Origin of the sequence: Serratia marcescens subsp. marcescens ATCC 13880 (assembly GCF_017299535.1) — a bacterium.
GTDB lineage: Bacteria > Pseudomonadota > Gammaproteobacteria > Enterobacterales > Enterobacteriaceae > Serratia > Serratia marcescens.
Genome location: NZ_CP071238.1, coordinates 3,019,891 through 3,036,845 on the forward strand (window position 1 = coordinate 3,019,891; position 16,955 = coordinate 3,036,845).

A 16,955-nucleotide genomic window follows, 5' to 3' on the forward strand; every position below is an offset into this window, starting at 1 on the left:
GCGTCAGGGGTGAAATACCACCAAAGTATAGGTGCGATAAATGAGGTTAATTAATTGAATTAAAATGAATAAAGGAGAATATCAAGATGAAGGGGGACAGCTGGGAGGCAAGGCGGGGTATTTGGGGGTAGGACGCGGGAGAAACCTCCCGCGTGATGCTGACTCGTCGCTTTCAGCGTTGAAGCCACAGCGTCGCGGTACCCACGGCGGGCAACGTCAGCTTGACCTCCGTGCCCTCTCCCTGCTGCCGCCAACCCGCCGGAAGGCGCAAGCGGGTGCTCCCCTCTCGATAGTAAGGATTGGCTACCAGCAGCAAGGCGCGATCGCCCAGAATAAACATCCGCGCCGGCATTTGCGGGTCGCTTCCCGCCAGCGGCGTCGATTTTCCCGTCAGCAGATAAGGGGTGAAGGCGGCGATTTGCTGCGACACGGCAGCCACGCCACGCCAGGTGGCGTCAAACTCCCGTTGGTCGAAGCGGCCGGTTTTACGCTTATAAAACAGATCGGTATAAGAATAAAATAACAGCCCCTTGGCGCCGCCGATCAGCGCCTGCCAGGCCTGATTGCGAATTTCCGCCTCTGACGGCGGATGTGGCTTGCGGCGGGCGTCATAAGCGGCGTGATCCATGATTTGCATCACCACCCATGCCCCGCGTGCCTGGCGGGCGGCCTGCACCGTCAGTTCGGTATAACGCGTCGTGCGCGTCAGATCGCGATCGTTCCCCACTGGGTAAGGGTCGGTCGCCAAAATGTCGCTGCTGTTAAAGTAGGCGTCCAACTCCCCGGTTTTGTTCAACACCTGGAAGGTGGGATGATCGCCGTCAAGCCGCTTTATTTGCAGGTTTTTTTCCTCGATCTTATCGAGATATTCCGGCCCCAGTTCATCGTTGATGTACCAGGCGAGCAGGTTGGGCTGAGAGCGCAAGCGCTGCACGTACCAGGCCGTCATCGCCGCGTAGTCGCCACCGCGCGCGGCCGGCGCGAAGCGGCTGCCGCGGTACTGATCTTTGACGGAGTAAATGACCAGCAGCCCGCGCTTGCCTGCGTTGCGGAAAAAGGCGTAAGGATCTTTCTTTTCCCCATAATCATAATTCAGCACCGTGTTGAATCCCGCCGAGGCGATGCGCGCCAAATGCTCATCGGTAGCCACGTTGGCGTAAATGCCCAACGGGAAAAGCCGTTGACCATCGCGCAGGGTAAAGCCTTCGCTGTCGATCGCGACTTTGGCCGCAGGCTGCCCGACGCGAAAAGACAGCTCGCTGCCCTGTGCCGGCTGGGATTGCTGACCGGTGACCTGCTGACGCAGGCGGTATTCCCCCTGGGCCAGGCCGGCCGGCGGTTGGTATTCGATACGGCGCTGCCCTTCAACCTGATAACGGTCGCGGCTACGGTGAACAACCTGCCCCTCGGCATTGAGCAATTCGCTGTCGACCTGCAAATGCTGCGGCTGCGCAGTGACGACCAACGTGTCGACCTTTCCCTGCGCCGACGCGCCGAGCTGATACAACGCCGGCATAGACGCGCGAGCACACGCATAGGCGTCGTCAAACCAGGCGGTACCGGTGCTCCCCTTACGCAGATAAACGCCAAAAGTGATTCGCGCCGCCTGCGGCGGCACGGTATAGCTGGCGTTCACCTGCCGCCAGCCGCTGTCGCCGGTCACCCCAGCCGGATAACTGCCTTCCAGAAAGCGCCCCTGCGCATCAAAGCTCTGCAGATAAACCCCAGCCCCGCCGTCGCGGCTTTGCCCGCGCACGCCGCGGGTCTTGAGCCAGACGCCGAAATCTATCGTCTGTCCGGGCTCAACCTGCAGCGCCTGGTTGAAGGTACGGTATCGCGCTATATCTGCATTGTCATAACGCAGACTCCCCCTGCCACTGTGCGTATCGCCGTCGGCCTGCGCGCCCTGCGCTCGCCAGCCGCTGAGCCCCTGCTCAAAGCCGGGGTTGGTCAACAGATTGGGTTGGCAGTTCTGCGCCAGAGCCGCTGCGCCCCACAAGGCGCAACAGCCCAGAGCCGCCCGCTGATACATCCCCCTCATGGTCATTTCCTTTTCACCACGGCATTGAACAGATAGGTGGCGAACAAATAGCAGGATTTCTGGTAAGACAGCCCCAAATGCTGACGGTAAATCCGCCATTGCCAGTCCGCAGCGCGGATTTTGTTGCCCGACAGCGAATGGGTAGACAACCGGTAACAGGCCAGCGGTTCGGGAATGCAGTAGGCCAGGCCGTTACGCGCCTTCTGCAGCACCGCCAGCCACATCAAGTAGTCCTCATGCCCCACTTTTTGCTGATACACCTTACCGATGCGCTTCTGGTTATAGATGCCGGTGAGATTGCCGATCCAGTTGCTTTTCAACATGTCCTGATAGCCGATAAGCTCATCCGCACCACGGGTGTTTTTGATCAATTTCAGGTCGTCTTCGAAGGTGTAATAATGGGAACACACCACGTCATAGCGGCGGGTTTGCAAAATGCTCGCCTGGCGCGACAGCTTGTTGGGGAGCCATACGTCATCACTGTCGCAGAAGGCGATATAGTCCCCGCTCGCCGCCTCAATGCCGATGTTGCGCGTTTCCGCCACGCCCTGGTTATGCTCATTGCGTATATAGGTGAGGCGATCGTGGATAAACGGCCGCACCACCTCGGCGGTGTTGTCGGTGGACGCATCATCGATCACATACAGGTGATAGTCGGTAAATTGCTGGTTCAGCACGCCAAGGATCGATTCTTTGATAGAGTTTGCCGCGTTGTAGGCGGGCATTATCACGGATATCTTTTCCATTCTGTCCTCACTCAATGAGCTGTTGCCACTGGGGATAAATACGTTCGGGAGAAAAACGGCGAGACTTATCTAGCGCAGCGACAGAAAAGCGATCGCGCAGGTCCGGGTCGCGCATCAGTTCGAGCACGCCTTCGCTGAAGGCGGCGGCATCGTCATCGGGCACCAGATAGCCGTTGACGCCGTTGTCTATCAGCTCGGCCGGGCCGGTCTTGCAATCGTAGGCCACCAACGGCAGGCCGAAACTCATGGCTTCGATCAGCACCATCGGCAACCCCTCATAGCGCGACGTCATCAAATACAGACTGGCCTGGCGATAATAGGCCGCCACGTCGGCGGTGGCCGGCAGCAGGCTCACCTGCCGCTCCAGCCCGGCGCCTTCAATCTGCCGCCGCAGTGCGTCACGCTCAGGGCCGTCGCCAATAATCAACAGCCGCCAATCCGGCATTTGCGCCGCCACCCCGCGCCACAGCGCGATCAGACGATCGAAGCCTTTCTGATTACTCAACCGCCCCACCGCCAGCGCCACCTTTTCCTGCAGCGCCGGCGTCGGCGCCTGTGCGCCGAACGGCGAAACGTTCTCGATCACCCGGCATTTCCCGGCGCCCACCCAGCGAGCGATGGCGTCGCGATCTTGCCGCGTCAGGAAAATCACGCGATCGCCCAACCGGTAAACCAACAACTTCAGCCATTTAAATACGCGCGGATACTGGTGAAAGCTGACGTGCTCGCTCAATAACAGCCGGCTGCGGGCACAGAACAAACGTAGAAAAGGCGTCATCACCACCGACAGTTTTCCCATGGAAACGGTAATGATCGCGTCCGCGCGTTCACGCCGCAGTGCCAACGCCAGCCGCCATGGCCAGAACAGCGAATCGCCGCCGCCACAGCGTAGCCGGACGTCGCTCGCCAGCGGAAAGAAGCTCCGCTCGCCACACAGCGAAAACACCGCCACCTCGTAATTCGGCAGACGCGCCAGCGCATTGGCCAAACCGCTGGCGACCCGTTCAGTGCCGCCCTTGCCCGCCATATTTTCGATGACGATGATTACCTTGCGTGCTTGCATATCATCTCCTGAATCCCTGGCGCACATTGCGCAACAGCCGGCCGCCAACCGAGAACAACCCCAGCCGCGTCAGACAATCGCCATACCATTTGATCATCTTGAACTTGCCGCTCAGGCTGTGCCGCACGATGCGCGACGAGTAATAATTGAACGCCTGGGCGTTTTCCGAATACAGCGAGGCCAGCAGGTGCTTGCAGGCGAATCCGCTGATATGGCGATCGCTGGGACTGAGGAAGGTATTGATAAAGCGGTCGCTGGCCTCCAGATTAAGCTTCGCCGTCATGCGTCCGTAACGCCCCACGTCGAGAAACACCCCGCCGCCGGCGTCATACGCCACTTGCGCGCCCAAATTGGTGGCGTTGACCAGAAAGCCCCAATCCTGATGCTTGTTGAGAAACTCGGGAAATAAAAAGCGGCGATCGCTTTTTTTACGCATGCTGATGGTGGATGATCGAATATCGCCCATTTCCAGAAAAAGAAAATCCTCGCCGGAAGAACCGGATTTGTAGTGAAAGTTGAAGTCGCGTACCGAATCGCCGCTCACCTCTGCATAATTACCGAAGATAATATCAATATGGCGATCTTCATGCTTCTTCATGCGGCGAATAATATAGTTGGTAGTGAAGTAATCATCCGAATCGAGAAAAAACACGATCTCCGATTGCGCTAAATTGGCGCCCAGGTTGCGCGATACCGCCGCATTGCTCTTCTGTTTTTTCTCATGTAGCATCACGTTGCTATTAGTCGCCGCTATCTGGCGAATATATTTGATATCATCCTCGTCAGAGCAATCATCAACCAAAATCACCTGATAGTCGAACCCTTGGCAAGCGCTGAAAATCCGCTTCAGAGTTTTAGGCAGGTAACGCGCACTATTATAAATAGGGATCACGATCGAGAAATCCATTTCTTAACCCTCCAACTTAGAATTTATCATTTCTTTTCCACGGCAAAGCAGCAATAACGACACGTTAAATACCGGGACCAAAAAATAGGTTTCCGTAAAAGTTGTCAGCAGGAAAACAACCACCACCCAGCGCATGAATCGACTCAGCCTGCGCATATTACCCAACAGGTGAAAATAACAAAAAAGCATGACAACAGAGGCGATCCCACCAGCCGAATAAAACATGGCGATGAAGAAGAAATCGACCGGCTTATAGGGTTCGATATTCATGCCGAACAGCGGATTGGGTAGCCCCACCGCCTGAAACATCTGCCAGGAGAACCAGATGCGCCCGGTCAACGCCTGGTTCAACAGCGCATCCAATGCCGGATTGCTCCCCCAGCGTATAACGCTGGCGAACTGGAAGCCTACGATGACCAACGTCAGCGCAATGCAGACTTTTCTATTGGGGGTAAAACGCAGCAGCGGCGCCAGCCAAAACAGCAACAACATCAACAGTGCCAACATAAAACAGGTGCGGGAATAGGAATACATCAGCACCGGGATAATTAACGCCGACACCGCCAGTGAGGCGATATTTTTCATTCCACGCGTTAATTTCGCATGGTCGATCAGGCACAGCAGCATGGCGAACAAGGCAAAAGAATAATACGCCAAGGTATTCGGGTTATCGAAACCCAGCGTTAATCTGTTGCCATAGCGCTCATCAAGGTAAACAAATCCATTGGTGTAAAAGGTATAAGGGATAACCATCAACAGCCCGGCAACCACAAAAGCGATAGCGAACATTTCAGCGCCGCGCACCATCTCGATGCGGCGGAATAAAATTATCACCGCAGAGCTGAATACCGCGCCAAAAAGGTAATCGCCATGTCCGGTGGCGATATTAACCAGAAACAGCAGAACCAAAAAACCCGCAACCGCTTTTTCCGCCATCGTAGCGATGAAAAATGCATAGCCGACATAGAGCAACATCAGGGCATTGAGCCCCATCACAGTTTTATTAATCAGCTCGCTGTTGAACGATCCCGAGGTCAGGAAAGTTTTCACGAAAAAGATCAACAGGAAGGTCAATATGATTGATTGATTGACCAAATCCCGCGACTGATTATAACCAACATTGGCATGCATGTGAAAATTGGAGGCGACTCTCTGCATAAGCGTTTACTCAGTAAAATAACTGCCCCATTCCTGCTCGATGTTTTCCGGCTTAAGCTTGCTTAATCCCGCACCAGGCGTAAACGTCAATTCACCGAAATAGACCTTCTCACCGACCTGGTAGAAATCCACGCGGACATAAGAGAACTGCTGCGCAACCTGGCGAGCCAAACGCGTCATTTCTTCCAGCCGCGTAGGTCGCGGCATCGGTTCGTCGGCATTCGGCAAGTTGATGCGGATTTCGGTGCGGTTCCAGTCGAGATCAAAAATATCGCGCCGATGGGTGCCGAAACGCTGGTAATCCACCTGGATAAACATGCGAATTTCATGGTTGTCGTTGAAACAATGAAACTTGATATCGTTCGGCACCTGCTCACCATCCAGCAACATGCGTTCCACCATGATGCAGGGTTCGATGTCCAGATAATGCTTTTCGCGACTCTGCTCGTAAAAGTTGCTGCGCATCCACGAACTGCTGAGATCGTACAATTCCGCGTAGCTAACCTGTTGCTTGTCGAACACCAACCGGTTATAGCCGCTGCCATGGTTGGCCTTCAGCACGAAGGCGTCTGGCAACTGCCTGAACGTGTCGTAGCTGAGTTCAGTGCCATGCGCATACAGCTCCACCAGATACTCTTCGCCCCACAGGCCGGCAATAAATTCGCGGACCTTGTATTTGTCCGACAAGGTGGTGTAGATGCTGCGCGGATAAATTTTGCGGCGCATGATCTTTTCGCTGAAGCCGGTCGGTTTTGACAGGTGCGGCAATTTTTTGAAATAGAGCGCGTATTTAACCTGATGGTGCCAGGCATCGGGCAGGCGCTTGGAAATGCTTTTAACCAGGGTGTTTAACATGCTCTCTCCTTAATTTGCTGACGAGACGCGGCAGGCAGTAAAAACAGGTCAGCTGCAGTCGGGTAATTTTCCCGCCACGGAATAAACTGTTCAGAACGAAGAACGAAATGAATTCCGCCAGTAGCGTAGACACCGCAGCGCCGGTCAGGCCGTAACGCGGGATCAGCAGCAGATTCATCGCCACGTTCAGCAGAGCCACCAACGGCATCTTGATGGCGATAAAGCGATAACCGGCGAACAGCACGATGCTGCGATACGAAACCGTCCCCATCACTGAGAACAGCGAGGTCAGCGTACAAATAGCCAGGATGTCGGCGGCCGGTTGAAAAGCGGCGCCATACAGCAGCGCAATAGCCGGGTGGGCGAACCACCACAGACCCAGCAGCACCGGCAACGACAGGCCCAATACCACCAGATAAAGCACCCGGATGCGGTACTCCTGCTCCAACGGGTCGCGACAGTTGGCAATACCCGGCATCAACGAGGTGATCAGCGCCATCGGCACAAAAACCCACCCCTGACTGAGGGTGGTCGCGGCGCTGAACCAGCCCACCGCCTGCTCGCCGACCAGATTGCCCAGCATGATTTGATCGATGCGGGTATAAATCACTATCGCCAGACTGGAGATGGCCAACGGCAGGCCCACTTTCAGTAAATAACGGCCATAGCGCCCGGCCTGGCGCGGCATAACCCGCGGCGAGGCCGCAGCTTCCCCACGAAATAGCCAGAGGCGCACCAGATAAGGTACGGCGCTGCTGAGGATGTAGGGTACCGCGAACCACACCAGCGGCAGCGCGGCGCTCACCAGCGCCAGCCGCAGTCCGATCGACAACAGCAGCGCCAGGTTGTTGATCAGCGTATTGCGTTTCGACTGCAGGCGGGCATCGTAATAAATTTTGTACACGTCCTGAATCGAGAAATAGGCGCTGATAAGCAGCAACAGCGTCATCAGTTGACCGGCTGGCGGCTGGCTGAAATAGCTCCATATCAGCATCGGCAGCGCCACCACCAGGAACAGCCGGCGGCGCAAACGCATCGAAGCCAACATCAGGCGAATGCCGCTCGGCGGGCGGCGGGCGACGCGGTTGAAAATGATGCTGTCGGCGCCCAGCTGCACCAGCGGCACCACGATGGCGATCGTCGCCAACAGATAGTTGAGAGCGCCAAACTGGGCGGGCCCCAGATAGCGCGCAACGTAAATGGAGACGAAGATGCCGGACAGGCTGAGCGAAACGCGTTCCAGCATCAGCCACAGGGCATTGGTGATAATGGCCTTCACCCGCTTATTCCTCTGCCTGCCGCTGATCTTCCCGATGGCTTGGATAGGCGAAGTTGTAATAGCTCATGTCGGTCGCCGCCCTTTTCACGATGCCGTTGAGGATTACGCCTCTGATCGCCACGCCATTCTGTTCGAAACGGCGCATGCTGGTTTCGATCTGCTTGACGGTGTTCACCTCAAAACGCACCACCAACAGTGACGTACCGGCGTGATTGCCGACGATGGCCGCGTCCGTCACCGCCAGAATCGGCGGCGTATCGATCAGCACCAGATCGTAGTTTTGCCCGGCCCAGCGCAGGAAATCGGCGAAACGGCGATGCATCAGCAGCTCGGACGGGTTCGGCGGCACCTGACCACGTGGCACGAAGTCCAGATTGGCGATGGCGGTTTTCCGCACCGCCTGTTCCGTCATCACTTTGCCCACCAGCATGTCGGACAGCCCTTGATGAGCGTCGTCCGATAACCAACGATGCAAAAATCCTTTACGCATATCCGCATCGATCAACAGCACCCGCTGCCCGGCCTGCGCCACCACCACCGCCAGGTTGGTGCTGGTAAAACTCTTGCCGCTTTCCGGACTGGCGCCGGAGACCATCAAAATGTTGTTTTTGGCCTCCAGCATGGCGAAATGCAGGCTGGTGCGCAGGCTGCGAATGGCCTCCACCGACAGATCCGCCGGCTCAACCGCCGCCAGGATCGGCAGGCGACGACCGCCGGATTTGGGCAACAGCAGGCGTTGTTCGCGATTGCGTTTCGCCTGCCATGGCGACAGCGGCACGGTGGCGTAGACGTTGATGCCTCGCTTCTCCAGCGTATCGATATCATTGATGCCGCGATGGAAGGCGGTGCGCAGCAGCACCACGGCCGCGGTGCCCGCAGCGCCCAGTATCAACGCCAACAACACGATTAGCATCTTTTGCGGCTGAATCGGTCGGATAGCGGTTTCCGCCTCGTCGACGATGCGAATATTGCCCACCGTGCCGGCCTTGCTGATGCTCAGCTCCTGCTGTTTGTTCATCAGTTGCATGTAAACCTGCTGATCCACCTGCACGTCGCGGGTGAGACGCAGGATCTCCTGCTGCATTTTCGGCAGCGTCTGTACCTGTTTGCCGAGCCGCGCCTTTTCCGCCTCCAGCGTGGCGCGCTTTTCCATCAGCGCCCGGTAAGCCGGGTGCACGCGGGTATAAAGCTTGGAAATCTCCGCCTCCTTGAAGGTCAGCTCGTTGAGCTGGGCTTCGAGCTGCACCTGAGTGTCCAGCACCGACTTGGCTTCCAGCGACAGATCCACCGAATCGTTTTGCTGGCGGAACTGGTTGAGCTGGTTTTCGGCGTTGTTCAACGAGGTTTGCGTTTGCGGCAGCTGCTCCTGCAGGAAGGCCAGCATTCTCTGCGCCTCTTCCGTTTTGCGATCCACGTTCTGCTGCAGGTAGTTATCGGTGATGTTCTTCAGCACCGCCTCGGCACGCTGCGGATCTTCGCTCGGCAGCGTAAACGTCATGATGCCGCTGTCCTTGCCGCTCGGCACTACGCCCAGGTATTTACGCAGATCGTCCACCGCTTCTTGACGCGCGACTTTAACCACGGTGAAACTGGTGCCCGGCGCCGCATCCAGCGCCGAAACGGTCATGCTCCACTCGCCCTGCGCCACCGGTTGCCCAACCACGCCGCTGAACAATTTGGCGCCGTCATGGCTCAGCTCGTAATGTTGCCCATCGCGCACCGTCAGCGTCAGCGCTTCGCCCTGCATGTCCGCCGGCGTTGTCAGCGTACCGATGTCCAATACCGGCGTCTTTTCACCGCTCAGTCGGGCGAAACCTTTACCGAATACCGGGAAATAGTCTGGTTCGACGCGCACCGTCAGGCCGAGGGCATCCACCGTTTTGCCGAGCACGTAGCGCGACTTGACCAGCGTCACCTCATCCTGCGTCGTCGAATTTTGCCCCAGCGAACTGTCCAGCGTTTCACGCAGCAGCGAATCGCCGGACAGCTGATTCTCCACCTGCACCACCGCCGTGGCCTGATACACCGGGGTAGCCAACAGGGCGTAGGCGACGCCCAGCGCACCGGCCACGCCGGTCACGACGGCGATCCGCCAGCGGTTATCCCACAGCGGCCCTACCAGACGCTCCCACTCCAGCTTTTCATCTTGTTCGGCCACCATCACGGACAGCGCATTGTTTTTCATCTTCTGTTCCTTATTCACCCTGCGGAGTTACCAGTTGCGCACGCGCAAGGTAGCCTCGCTGAGATCGTTAAAACTGCTGATGGTCGGCACCAGCTGGCTGATCAAACGGTTCCAGCGCGCGATAGGCGCCGCGGTGACGTACACGACGTCGTAAGGGTGCAGCTGAAATTCAGCGCCCATCGCCAGCGCGCTGGCGTCGGAGAGATCGAACTGATACAGCGTCGCCAGCCGCTGCGGGGGGTTGCCGCCGCTCGGCCGGATCACGAACACCCCGGTCGCATCCGCCACCGTCTGGCTGATCCCTTCGGAAGATCCGAGGGCTTCGGTCAGGGTCATGCCGCTGCGATCCATCTTCAGCGTCGTTTGCTTGCCCACCTCGCCCATCACGAACACTTTCAAGTTGTCATTGCGCGGAATGTAGAGGATGTCGCCCGGCTGCAGCAGCGCGTTCTGGCTGATGTCGCCACGCTGCATCAGCGCCTGCAGCGAGATGGCCCGCTCTTTGCCCTGATGCGTCAGCACCACGTTGCGCCAGTCGGCATTGTCCGTCAGGCCGCCGGCGGCGTTGATCGCATCCAGAATGGTCAGCGGCACGTTGGTGATCGCCTGCTGACCGGAGGTTTTCACCTCACCGGTCACATAAGCCTTCTGCGAGCGGAACGCGGCGATGCTGACATCCACCTGCGGGCTTTCCACATACTGCGCCAGACGGCCGGCGATCAGGCTGCGCACTTCGGTGACGGTTTTACCCACCACCGCCACGCGCCCGATATAGGGGTAAAAGATCGTGCCATCCGCATGCACCCAGTTACCGGTGTCGCTGGCGCTGCGATATTGCCCGGCCGGCGTGGTCAACTCGGGGTGATCCCAGACGGTGACGTTCAACACGTCGCCGACGCCGATACGGTATTGGTAGCTCTGCAACCGCTGGTCCAGCGCCGGATTCGGCTGGGCGACCGGTTCAACGCGCCGCATTTTCTGCAGCAGCATCGGTGACATGCGGTAGACCTGTACCTGGCTGTTCAAATCGAAATCGTCGTCTTGTTGCACGACGATGGCTTTTCCGCTGGTCGGTAAATGTGAGCCGGGAACCACCGTACAACCGCTCAATAACGCGGAGGTGAAGGCCAACGGCATCAAAAGAGGCAAATGAAAATTCATGGAAGTACCGTGATAAACGGGCTGCTGCCGCAGCCCGTGAGAGGATTAACGCCCGACGGTTGGATTATCGCTGAGCATCGTCGCCTGACGCGGTTCGCGCAACATGGCGAAATAACCGCAAAAACAGAACAGAAACGCCACCAGCATCAGGCTTTCCTGCAGTTGCAACACTTCACTGCAAATGCCGATGCAGGCCAGCGTCACCGCCAGCATGGTGCTCATTGCCAGTGCCTGACGCGCATTGAGTCCGCGACGCATCAGAATATGGTGCAAATGATCGCGGCCCGCTTTGAAGGGGCTTTGGCGGCGCAACAGGCGGCGCACCATCACGGTCACCATGTCCATCAGCGGAATGGCGATCAGCCACAGCGCGGTGACCGGGCGCATTACCGCCTGCTGTCCCTGCGTCGCCAGCAACACCAGCCACAGCACGCTGAAGCCGATCACCATGCTGCCGGCGTCCCCCATAAAGATTTTGTTACGCGCGCCGAACAGGCTCAGGTTGAACAGCAGATAAGCCGCCAGCGCGACGATCATGCCCAGGCACCACAGCGCCAGATCTCCCCGGCCACCCAGTCCGAACACGATGGCCAGCGCAATGAAGGTCACGCAGGATAAGGCGCCCAGTTGCCCGTCGATGCCATCCACCATGTTGTAGGCGTTGATCGCTCCCCATACCGCCAGCGGCGTGAGCAGCAACGCGCCATAACCGAGCATCACTTCCTGATGGCCCCAGGCATGGCCCAATGAGGAAAGCTGCATCCCTGCCGCCAGCATCATCGCCAGCGCGATCCCTCCCTGCACCATGACGCGCGGCGCCACGGGCAGATCAAAGCGGTCATCCAACACGCCCAACACCACCAGCGCCGTAATGCACAGCAGATAGACGGTGCTGTCGGGCAGCCAGGCGGGTTGCCACAGCGCCATCAGCATCAGCGTCAGGTACACGGCGATGCCGCCGACCAACGGAATATGTCCCAGATGTTGCTTGCGCGCATTGGGCTTATCCACTAATCCCACCGTCAAGGCGACCCGGCGGGCAATAAGGATCCACGCGACCGCCAGCACAAATATCACGCTCAGTTGATATAACATCGTTCCTCCAGCGAATAAGCACGCTACCGCCCTTGAGTTACAGCTCCCAATGCGCTATTAACAAAAACAAAATTGATCCTGCCAGGATATAAGTCAGCATGAATTAATCCTGAAAAATACAGATTTATCCGCTTGTCGGCGGAAATAAGTAAATAACGTCAGCGTGCGGTTAAGTTATCTATCAGAAAACTCATGTTTAATGGTTCTTTCGATTGCCGAATCAAGTTCAACAGGCGCCACGAAATTATTTTGCACATTACTTTTAAACTGCGTTCTGGCGCAGAATTTCTGTACTCTGACGCGGCTTATTGGGAATTTCTTTCGACTTATTTTACTCACAACATCCAATGCGGTTGCGCCGCATATGCCTACGGCATAAGGAATGCGAATTGTCTTATTTTTTCTCCCCAATGAAGAGGAAATGACGTCGACCAATTGATTCATCGTAAAGTCCGGTTTATCGACGTAGTTGCTGACCTGATAACTTGACTGTTGATCCAGCGCATGTTCCAGCCGCGCGGCAATATTTTCAACGTAGGCCATCGACTTCATATTATTGCCGCTGCCAATCATCACGAAACGTCCGCTGGCGATCTGCCGGAACAGGTTATACACGTTGCCGCGGTTGCCTTCGCCGAATACCACCGTTGGACGGATGATAGTCAACCGATTTTCCACATCGGCCTTGCGCCAGGCTTCATAAACGTATTCCGCCTCGAGCTTGGACTTGCCGTAATGGTTGAAAGGCTCGAAACTTCCTTCTTCGCCGGTTTCCTGTTTGACGAAGCCGTAAACAGCGACGGAGGAGGTGAAAATGATTTGGCGGATATTCAGGGCGGAGGCTGTCATGCAGACATGCCGCGCGCCTTCGACATTGACCTGATAATAGAGCGAAATGGGATCGACGTTGTCCTGATGTTCCGCCGCCAGATTAATGATGGCGTCGCAGCCCGTCAGCGGTTCTTGCAAAGTCTGAGGTTGCGTCACATCGCCATACTGATAGAGCGCGGGAAAATGTGCGCTGGGTTGCTTATCCACGATGACCAACGTCAGATCATCGCGCGCACTGAGACGTTTCGCCAGGCGTGTTCCGATAAAACCGGAACCCCCGATAATAGCTACTTTACGCTTATCCATAATTTGTCACTCAGCAGGTTCTCATTATTCCTGTCGCACCATTGGGACAGGACGCTAATACGCGTTAGGTAATGAGTTCCAGACTGGACAAATCGAACCTGGCTTTCAAATAACAAATAATGAAATAAAAGATTTCATCAAATGTAAAATTATCGCTAAAGATAAAACCTCATTCAGCGCTAATTTTTAACATCGTAAGCAACTTGATATTGCAAGGTTTTATTCGGCAATATGAGATTAATCCGACCTTTGCCCGGCGTCGAAGAGGTCTCATATTTTACCGGCAATTTAAGCTGCCCTTGCTTAGGATCGACACATTCGATGGTGGCTTGATCCATGTTCTCTCCCTGGTAAAGGCAGAGCAGAGTTTGCGGGCTGTTGGTATGGGGGTTATTCAGCGTCAGCGTCAACACCACGCGCGTGTTGTTCTGAATATCATTGATCACCGGGGGGCGGGTTTGGTTGCCGAGCACATATGAAAAATGTGAAATAACCAGCAAAGAGGCGAATACCGTCAGGTATTTCACTACACGGCTGGCGGGTATGCTGAAAAAGCGACGCACCGCCGCCGACTTTTTTTCACGCACCGGTTCTTTGGATGACTCCACCGTTGCAACAGGCGCAGCAACCAGCGTCGATTTATGCAGCTTATCTATTTTTTCATCGTTTGTTTCAGACGACTCACTTTCACTTTCAGAAAGTTCCGCTTGAATATCAACACCAATATCTTCACCGCCATTTAATATATCATCATCAGCGTAGTCTTCATCCTCGGATATAAAGTGAAAAGCCGCTTGATTTTCCACCTTGTAACCCAAACGAGGAATGGTTCTGATAAGCGTGTGTTCCGTGTCGCTAATCTTTTGGCGAATAGATTTAATTGTTTGATTTATCGTTGAATCTGAGCAATAGGTTCCTTTCCAGATATTTTCTATAATTTCCGTTCGGGTAACCAGTTCTGGTGATCTGGCGACAAGCAGCGAAAGAATTTGATACTCCTTCCAACGCAGACGAAATTTCTCCCCGGCAGGAGTCAGAACATCGAGATTCCTAATCTTTATTCTTTTATCAAGATTCACTTTTAATTTCCTTAGCGTGCCTGTCCTGCACACTTTGTATAGAAATATCAAAAAATGTTCAAGAAATTAAATGTAAACTCAACAGGTTGCATTCATCGGATATTGGCCTTTATAAAAATTTTCTGATTTCATTTTTTACATTAGGCCATATTAAGGATGTTCCGTTTATCCAAATGACTCTTTTTCCCTGTTGGCAACATGGATTTCTTTCATGGTCACCGTAAAATTCAAATGAACACCTCATTGATTTAAAAAGGAAAAACTAACCATGTTGTTCGATTGTTAATCGAATGAAATTGTGAAATTTCATTCTTATCCGTGAATTCATTGTGTTTTCCCACCTAATCTGATTGTCAGATAGACTACAAAAAGCCGAAAAAAACAGAATGAGAGTTATCTGATTTAACCCCGTCACACATTCCACTCGGCGTGTGCAGCATCTAAGACAAAACCCTATTACTGATTTTATAACAATCGCACTAATTATGCCTTCCCCTCTCGGAAATTTCATTTAATCTGCGAAAAGACATTAACGCCTTAATGTAAGAATACTCTCAATAAAACGAAAAAAACGTGCAAATAATATAATCCGTTTTGGCGAAAATATTCCCACATTGAGAGATAGTGCTATAAAAAAAGAAAAAAACGGCAAGCGAAGATGAGAATTTTACCTAAAGGCAGAAAATTTCACTGAGGAGGCGAGGAGAGATGACTCGGAATGAGAGAAATATCCCTCCCCTGTCGGGAGGGATTGAGAAAGCGATTTGATACTCAGGCCTTTTTCTTGCGGCCATACACCGCCCAGGTGATGACCACACACAAGATATAGAACACCAGGAATACTTTCATTGCCCCCGCCGGCGAACCGGTCAGCGCCAGCGAGGTGCCGAATGCCTGGGGAATAAAGAAACCGCCTGCGGCGCCGATCGCTGAGATAAAGCCCAATGCGGCGGCGGAGTCCGTCACCGCTTCACGCTGTGCGCTCTCGTCACTGCCGCCGGCCGCTTTCACGCGATCGACAGTGATTTTACGGAAAATGACGGCGATCATTTGGAAAGTCGATCCGCTGCCCAGCCCCGCCGTGAGGAACAACACCATAAAGATGCCGTAGAAGGCGATAAACGAACCGCCCTCGCCCGCTGTCGGCAAGGTCAGGAACAACAGCGCGGCGAACACGGCCATCACCACAAAGTTGATCAACGTCACCCGCACGCCGCCGAAACGGTCAGACAGCGCGCCGCCGACCGGCCGTGCCAGCGCACCGAGGAACGGCCCGAAGAAAGCGTAATGCAGGATCACGACCTCCGGAAATTGCGTCTTCGACAGCATGGCGAAACCGGCGGAGAAACCGATGAAAGAACCGAAGGTCGCGAGGTACAGCAAACTCAGCATCCACAAATGCCCACGTTTGAGCACTGGCAGTTGCTGGCGCAGCGATGCCTTGGCAGCCGCCAGATCGTTCATGCCGAACCAGGCCGCCAAGGTGGCGACCAGCAGGAACGGTACCCAGATCCAGGCGGCATTTTCCAGCCACAGCTGCCCCCCTTCTGCCTGATCTTGCGCCGTGCCGCCAAACAGACCAAACAGGCTGAAAGAGATCGCCAACGGCGCGACCAGTTGCATGACGCTGACGCCCAGATTCCCCAACCCGCCGTTGAGACCCAACGCGCCACCCTGACGCGCTTTCGGGAAGAAGAAGCTGATATTGGCCATGCTGGAGGCAAAGTTGGCGCCCGCAAAACCGCACAGCAGGGAAATGATGACGAATACACTGTACGGCGTGCTGCTGTCCTGCACCGCGAATCCCAGCCACAGGCACGGCACCAGCAGGAAGCAGGTGCTGATAGCGGTCCAGCGACGGCCGCCAAACAGCGGGATCACGAAGGAATACGGCACGCGTAAAATGGCGCCCGAGACCGACGGCAGCGCTGTCAACAGGAACAATTGGTCAGTGGAAAAGTTGAAGCCAACCTTATTCAGGTTGACCGCCACGGCGCTGAACAGCATCCAGACGCAGAAGGCCAGCAGCAGACAGGGAATGGAAATCCACAGGTTGCGGGTGGCGATGCGATGGCCACGCTGCAGCCAAAAGGCGCTGTCTTCAGGATGCCAATCCTGAATCAGCGCACCGGTTTTCTTTGATGAAGGCGTTGCAAGTTGCGACATAAAAACCTCAGACACGGGGGATTATTCCGACACCCTAGGGGGCGGCCCCGGCGGCAAAGTTGATGTATATCAACCCGAATGCA

General features: G+C 55.3%; 13 protein-coding genes. All 13 read right to left on the bottom strand.

What is annotated here, in order from left to right; translation table 11 throughout:
- Positions 1-172 precede the first annotated feature (172 nt).
- The gene (locus J0F90_RS14455; protein ID WP_033640055.1) at positions 173-2,032 is read right to left on the bottom strand and encodes a carbohydrate binding domain-containing protein; all 1,860 of its coding nucleotides are present in this window, start codon (positions 2,030-2,032) and stop codon (positions 173-175) included.
- An 11-nt stretch (positions 2,033-2,043) separates the two neighbouring features.
- The gene (locus J0F90_RS14460; RefSeq protein WP_015378195.1) at positions 2,044-2,787 is read right to left on the bottom strand and encodes a glycosyltransferase family 2 protein; all 744 of its coding nucleotides are present in this window, start codon (positions 2,785-2,787) and stop codon (positions 2,044-2,046) included.
- Between the two features lie 7 nt (positions 2,788-2,794).
- Positions 2,795-3,850, bottom strand: coding sequence for a glycosyltransferase family 4 protein (locus J0F90_RS14465; protein ID WP_033640054.1), 1,056 nt, complete (start codon positions 3,848-3,850; stop codon positions 2,795-2,797).
- 1 nt (position 3,851) lies between these two features.
- Positions 3,852-4,757, bottom strand: coding sequence for a glycosyltransferase family 2 protein (locus tag J0F90_RS14470; protein WP_033640053.1), 906 nt, complete (start codon positions 4,755-4,757; stop codon positions 3,852-3,854).
- A gap of 3 nt (positions 4,758-4,760) precedes the next feature.
- Positions 4,761-5,915 (bottom strand): hypothetical protein, encoded by a 1,155-nt coding sequence (locus J0F90_RS14475; RefSeq protein ID WP_033640052.1) that lies wholly within the window; start codon positions 5,913-5,915, stop codon positions 4,761-4,763.
- 6 nt (positions 5,916-5,921) lie between these two features.
- Positions 5,922-6,770 carry an ATP-grasp fold amidoligase family protein gene (locus J0F90_RS14480; protein ID WP_028127496.1) on the bottom strand — a complete coding sequence of 283 codons (849 nt, stop codon included), beginning with the start codon at positions 6,768-6,770 and terminating at the stop codon, positions 5,922-5,924.
- Positions 6,751-8,049 (bottom strand): flippase, encoded by a 1,299-nt coding sequence (locus J0F90_RS14485; protein ID WP_033640051.1) that lies wholly within the window; start codon positions 8,047-8,049, stop codon positions 6,751-6,753. The genes J0F90_RS14480 and J0F90_RS14485 overlap by 20 nt, the downstream gene beginning before the upstream one ends.
- 4 nt (positions 8,050-8,053) lie before the next feature.
- Complete coding sequence (locus J0F90_RS14490; protein ID WP_016927353.1) at positions 8,054-10,234, bottom strand: polysaccharide biosynthesis tyrosine autokinase; 2,181 nt, start codon at positions 10,232-10,234, stop codon at positions 8,054-8,056.
- 27 nt (positions 10,235-10,261) lie between these two features.
- Positions 10,262-11,395: a polysaccharide export protein gene (locus tag J0F90_RS14495; RefSeq protein WP_028127497.1), complete on the bottom strand. Its 1,134-nt coding sequence runs from the start codon at positions 11,393-11,395 to the stop codon at positions 10,262-10,264.
- Between the two features lie 45 nt (positions 11,396-11,440).
- Complete coding sequence (wecA, locus tag J0F90_RS14500; protein WP_033640050.1) at positions 11,441-12,490, bottom strand: UDP-N-acetylglucosamine--undecaprenyl-phosphate N-acetylglucosaminephosphotransferase; 1,050 nt, start codon at positions 12,488-12,490, stop codon at positions 11,441-11,443.
- Positions 12,491-12,664: 174 nt separating this feature from the next.
- Positions 12,665-13,627, bottom strand: a complete 963-nt coding sequence (locus J0F90_RS14505; RefSeq protein ID WP_016927350.1) for an NAD-dependent epimerase/dehydratase family protein — start codon at positions 13,625-13,627, stop codon at positions 12,665-12,667.
- A gap of 179 nt (positions 13,628-13,806) precedes the next feature.
- Complete coding sequence (locus J0F90_RS14510; protein WP_033640049.1) at positions 13,807-14,706, bottom strand: winged helix-turn-helix domain-containing protein; 900 nt, start codon at positions 14,704-14,706, stop codon at positions 13,807-13,809.
- A 771-nt stretch (positions 14,707-15,477) separates the two neighbouring features.
- Positions 15,478-16,872, bottom strand: coding sequence for a NarK family nitrate/nitrite MFS transporter (locus J0F90_RS14515; protein ID WP_033640048.1), 1,395 nt, complete (start codon positions 16,870-16,872; stop codon positions 15,478-15,480).
- Between the last annotated feature and the right edge of the window lie 83 nt (positions 16,873-16,955).

What these genes read in the sequence shown, in the direction of transcription:
- J0F90_RS14505 (WP_016927350.1), bottom strand. Translation starts at nt 13,627, where the DNA reads ATGGATAAGCGTAAAGTAGCTATTATCGGGGGTTCCGGTTTTATCGGA.
- J0F90_RS14455 (WP_033640055.1), bottom strand. Translation starts at nt 2,032, where the DNA reads ATGTATCAGCGGGCGGCTCTGGGCTGTTGCGCCTTGTGGGGCGCAGCG.
- J0F90_RS14515 (WP_033640048.1), bottom strand. Translation starts at nt 16,872, where the DNA reads ATGTCGCAACTTGCAACGCCTTCATCAAAGAAAACCGGTGCGCTGATT.
- J0F90_RS14480 (WP_028127496.1), bottom strand. Translation starts at nt 6,770, where the DNA reads ATGTTAAACACCCTGGTTAAAAGCATTTCCAAGCGCCTGCCCGATGCC.
- J0F90_RS14460 (WP_015378195.1), bottom strand. Translation starts at nt 2,787, where the DNA reads ATGGAAAAGATATCCGTGATAATGCCCGCCTACAACGCGGCAAACTCT.
- J0F90_RS14475 (WP_033640052.1), bottom strand. Translation starts at nt 5,915, where the DNA reads ATGCAGAGAGTCGCCTCCAATTTTCACATGCATGCCAATGTTGGTTAT.
- J0F90_RS14470 (WP_033640053.1), bottom strand. Translation starts at nt 4,757, where the DNA reads ATGGATTTCTCGATCGTGATCCCTATTTATAATAGTGCGCGTTACCTG.
- wecA (WP_033640050.1), bottom strand. Translation starts at nt 12,490, where the DNA reads ATGTTATATCAACTGAGCGTGATATTTGTGCTGGCGGTCGCGTGGATC.
- J0F90_RS14495 (WP_028127497.1), bottom strand. Translation starts at nt 11,395, where the DNA reads ATGAATTTTCATTTGCCTCTTTTGATGCCGTTGGCCTTCACCTCCGCG.
- J0F90_RS14465 (WP_033640054.1), bottom strand. Translation starts at nt 3,850, where the DNA reads ATGCAAGCACGCAAGGTAATCATCGTCATCGAAAATATGGCGGGCAAG.
- J0F90_RS14490 (WP_016927353.1), bottom strand. Translation starts at nt 10,234, where the DNA reads ATGAAAAACAATGCGCTGTCCGTGATGGTGGCCGAACAAGATGAAAAG.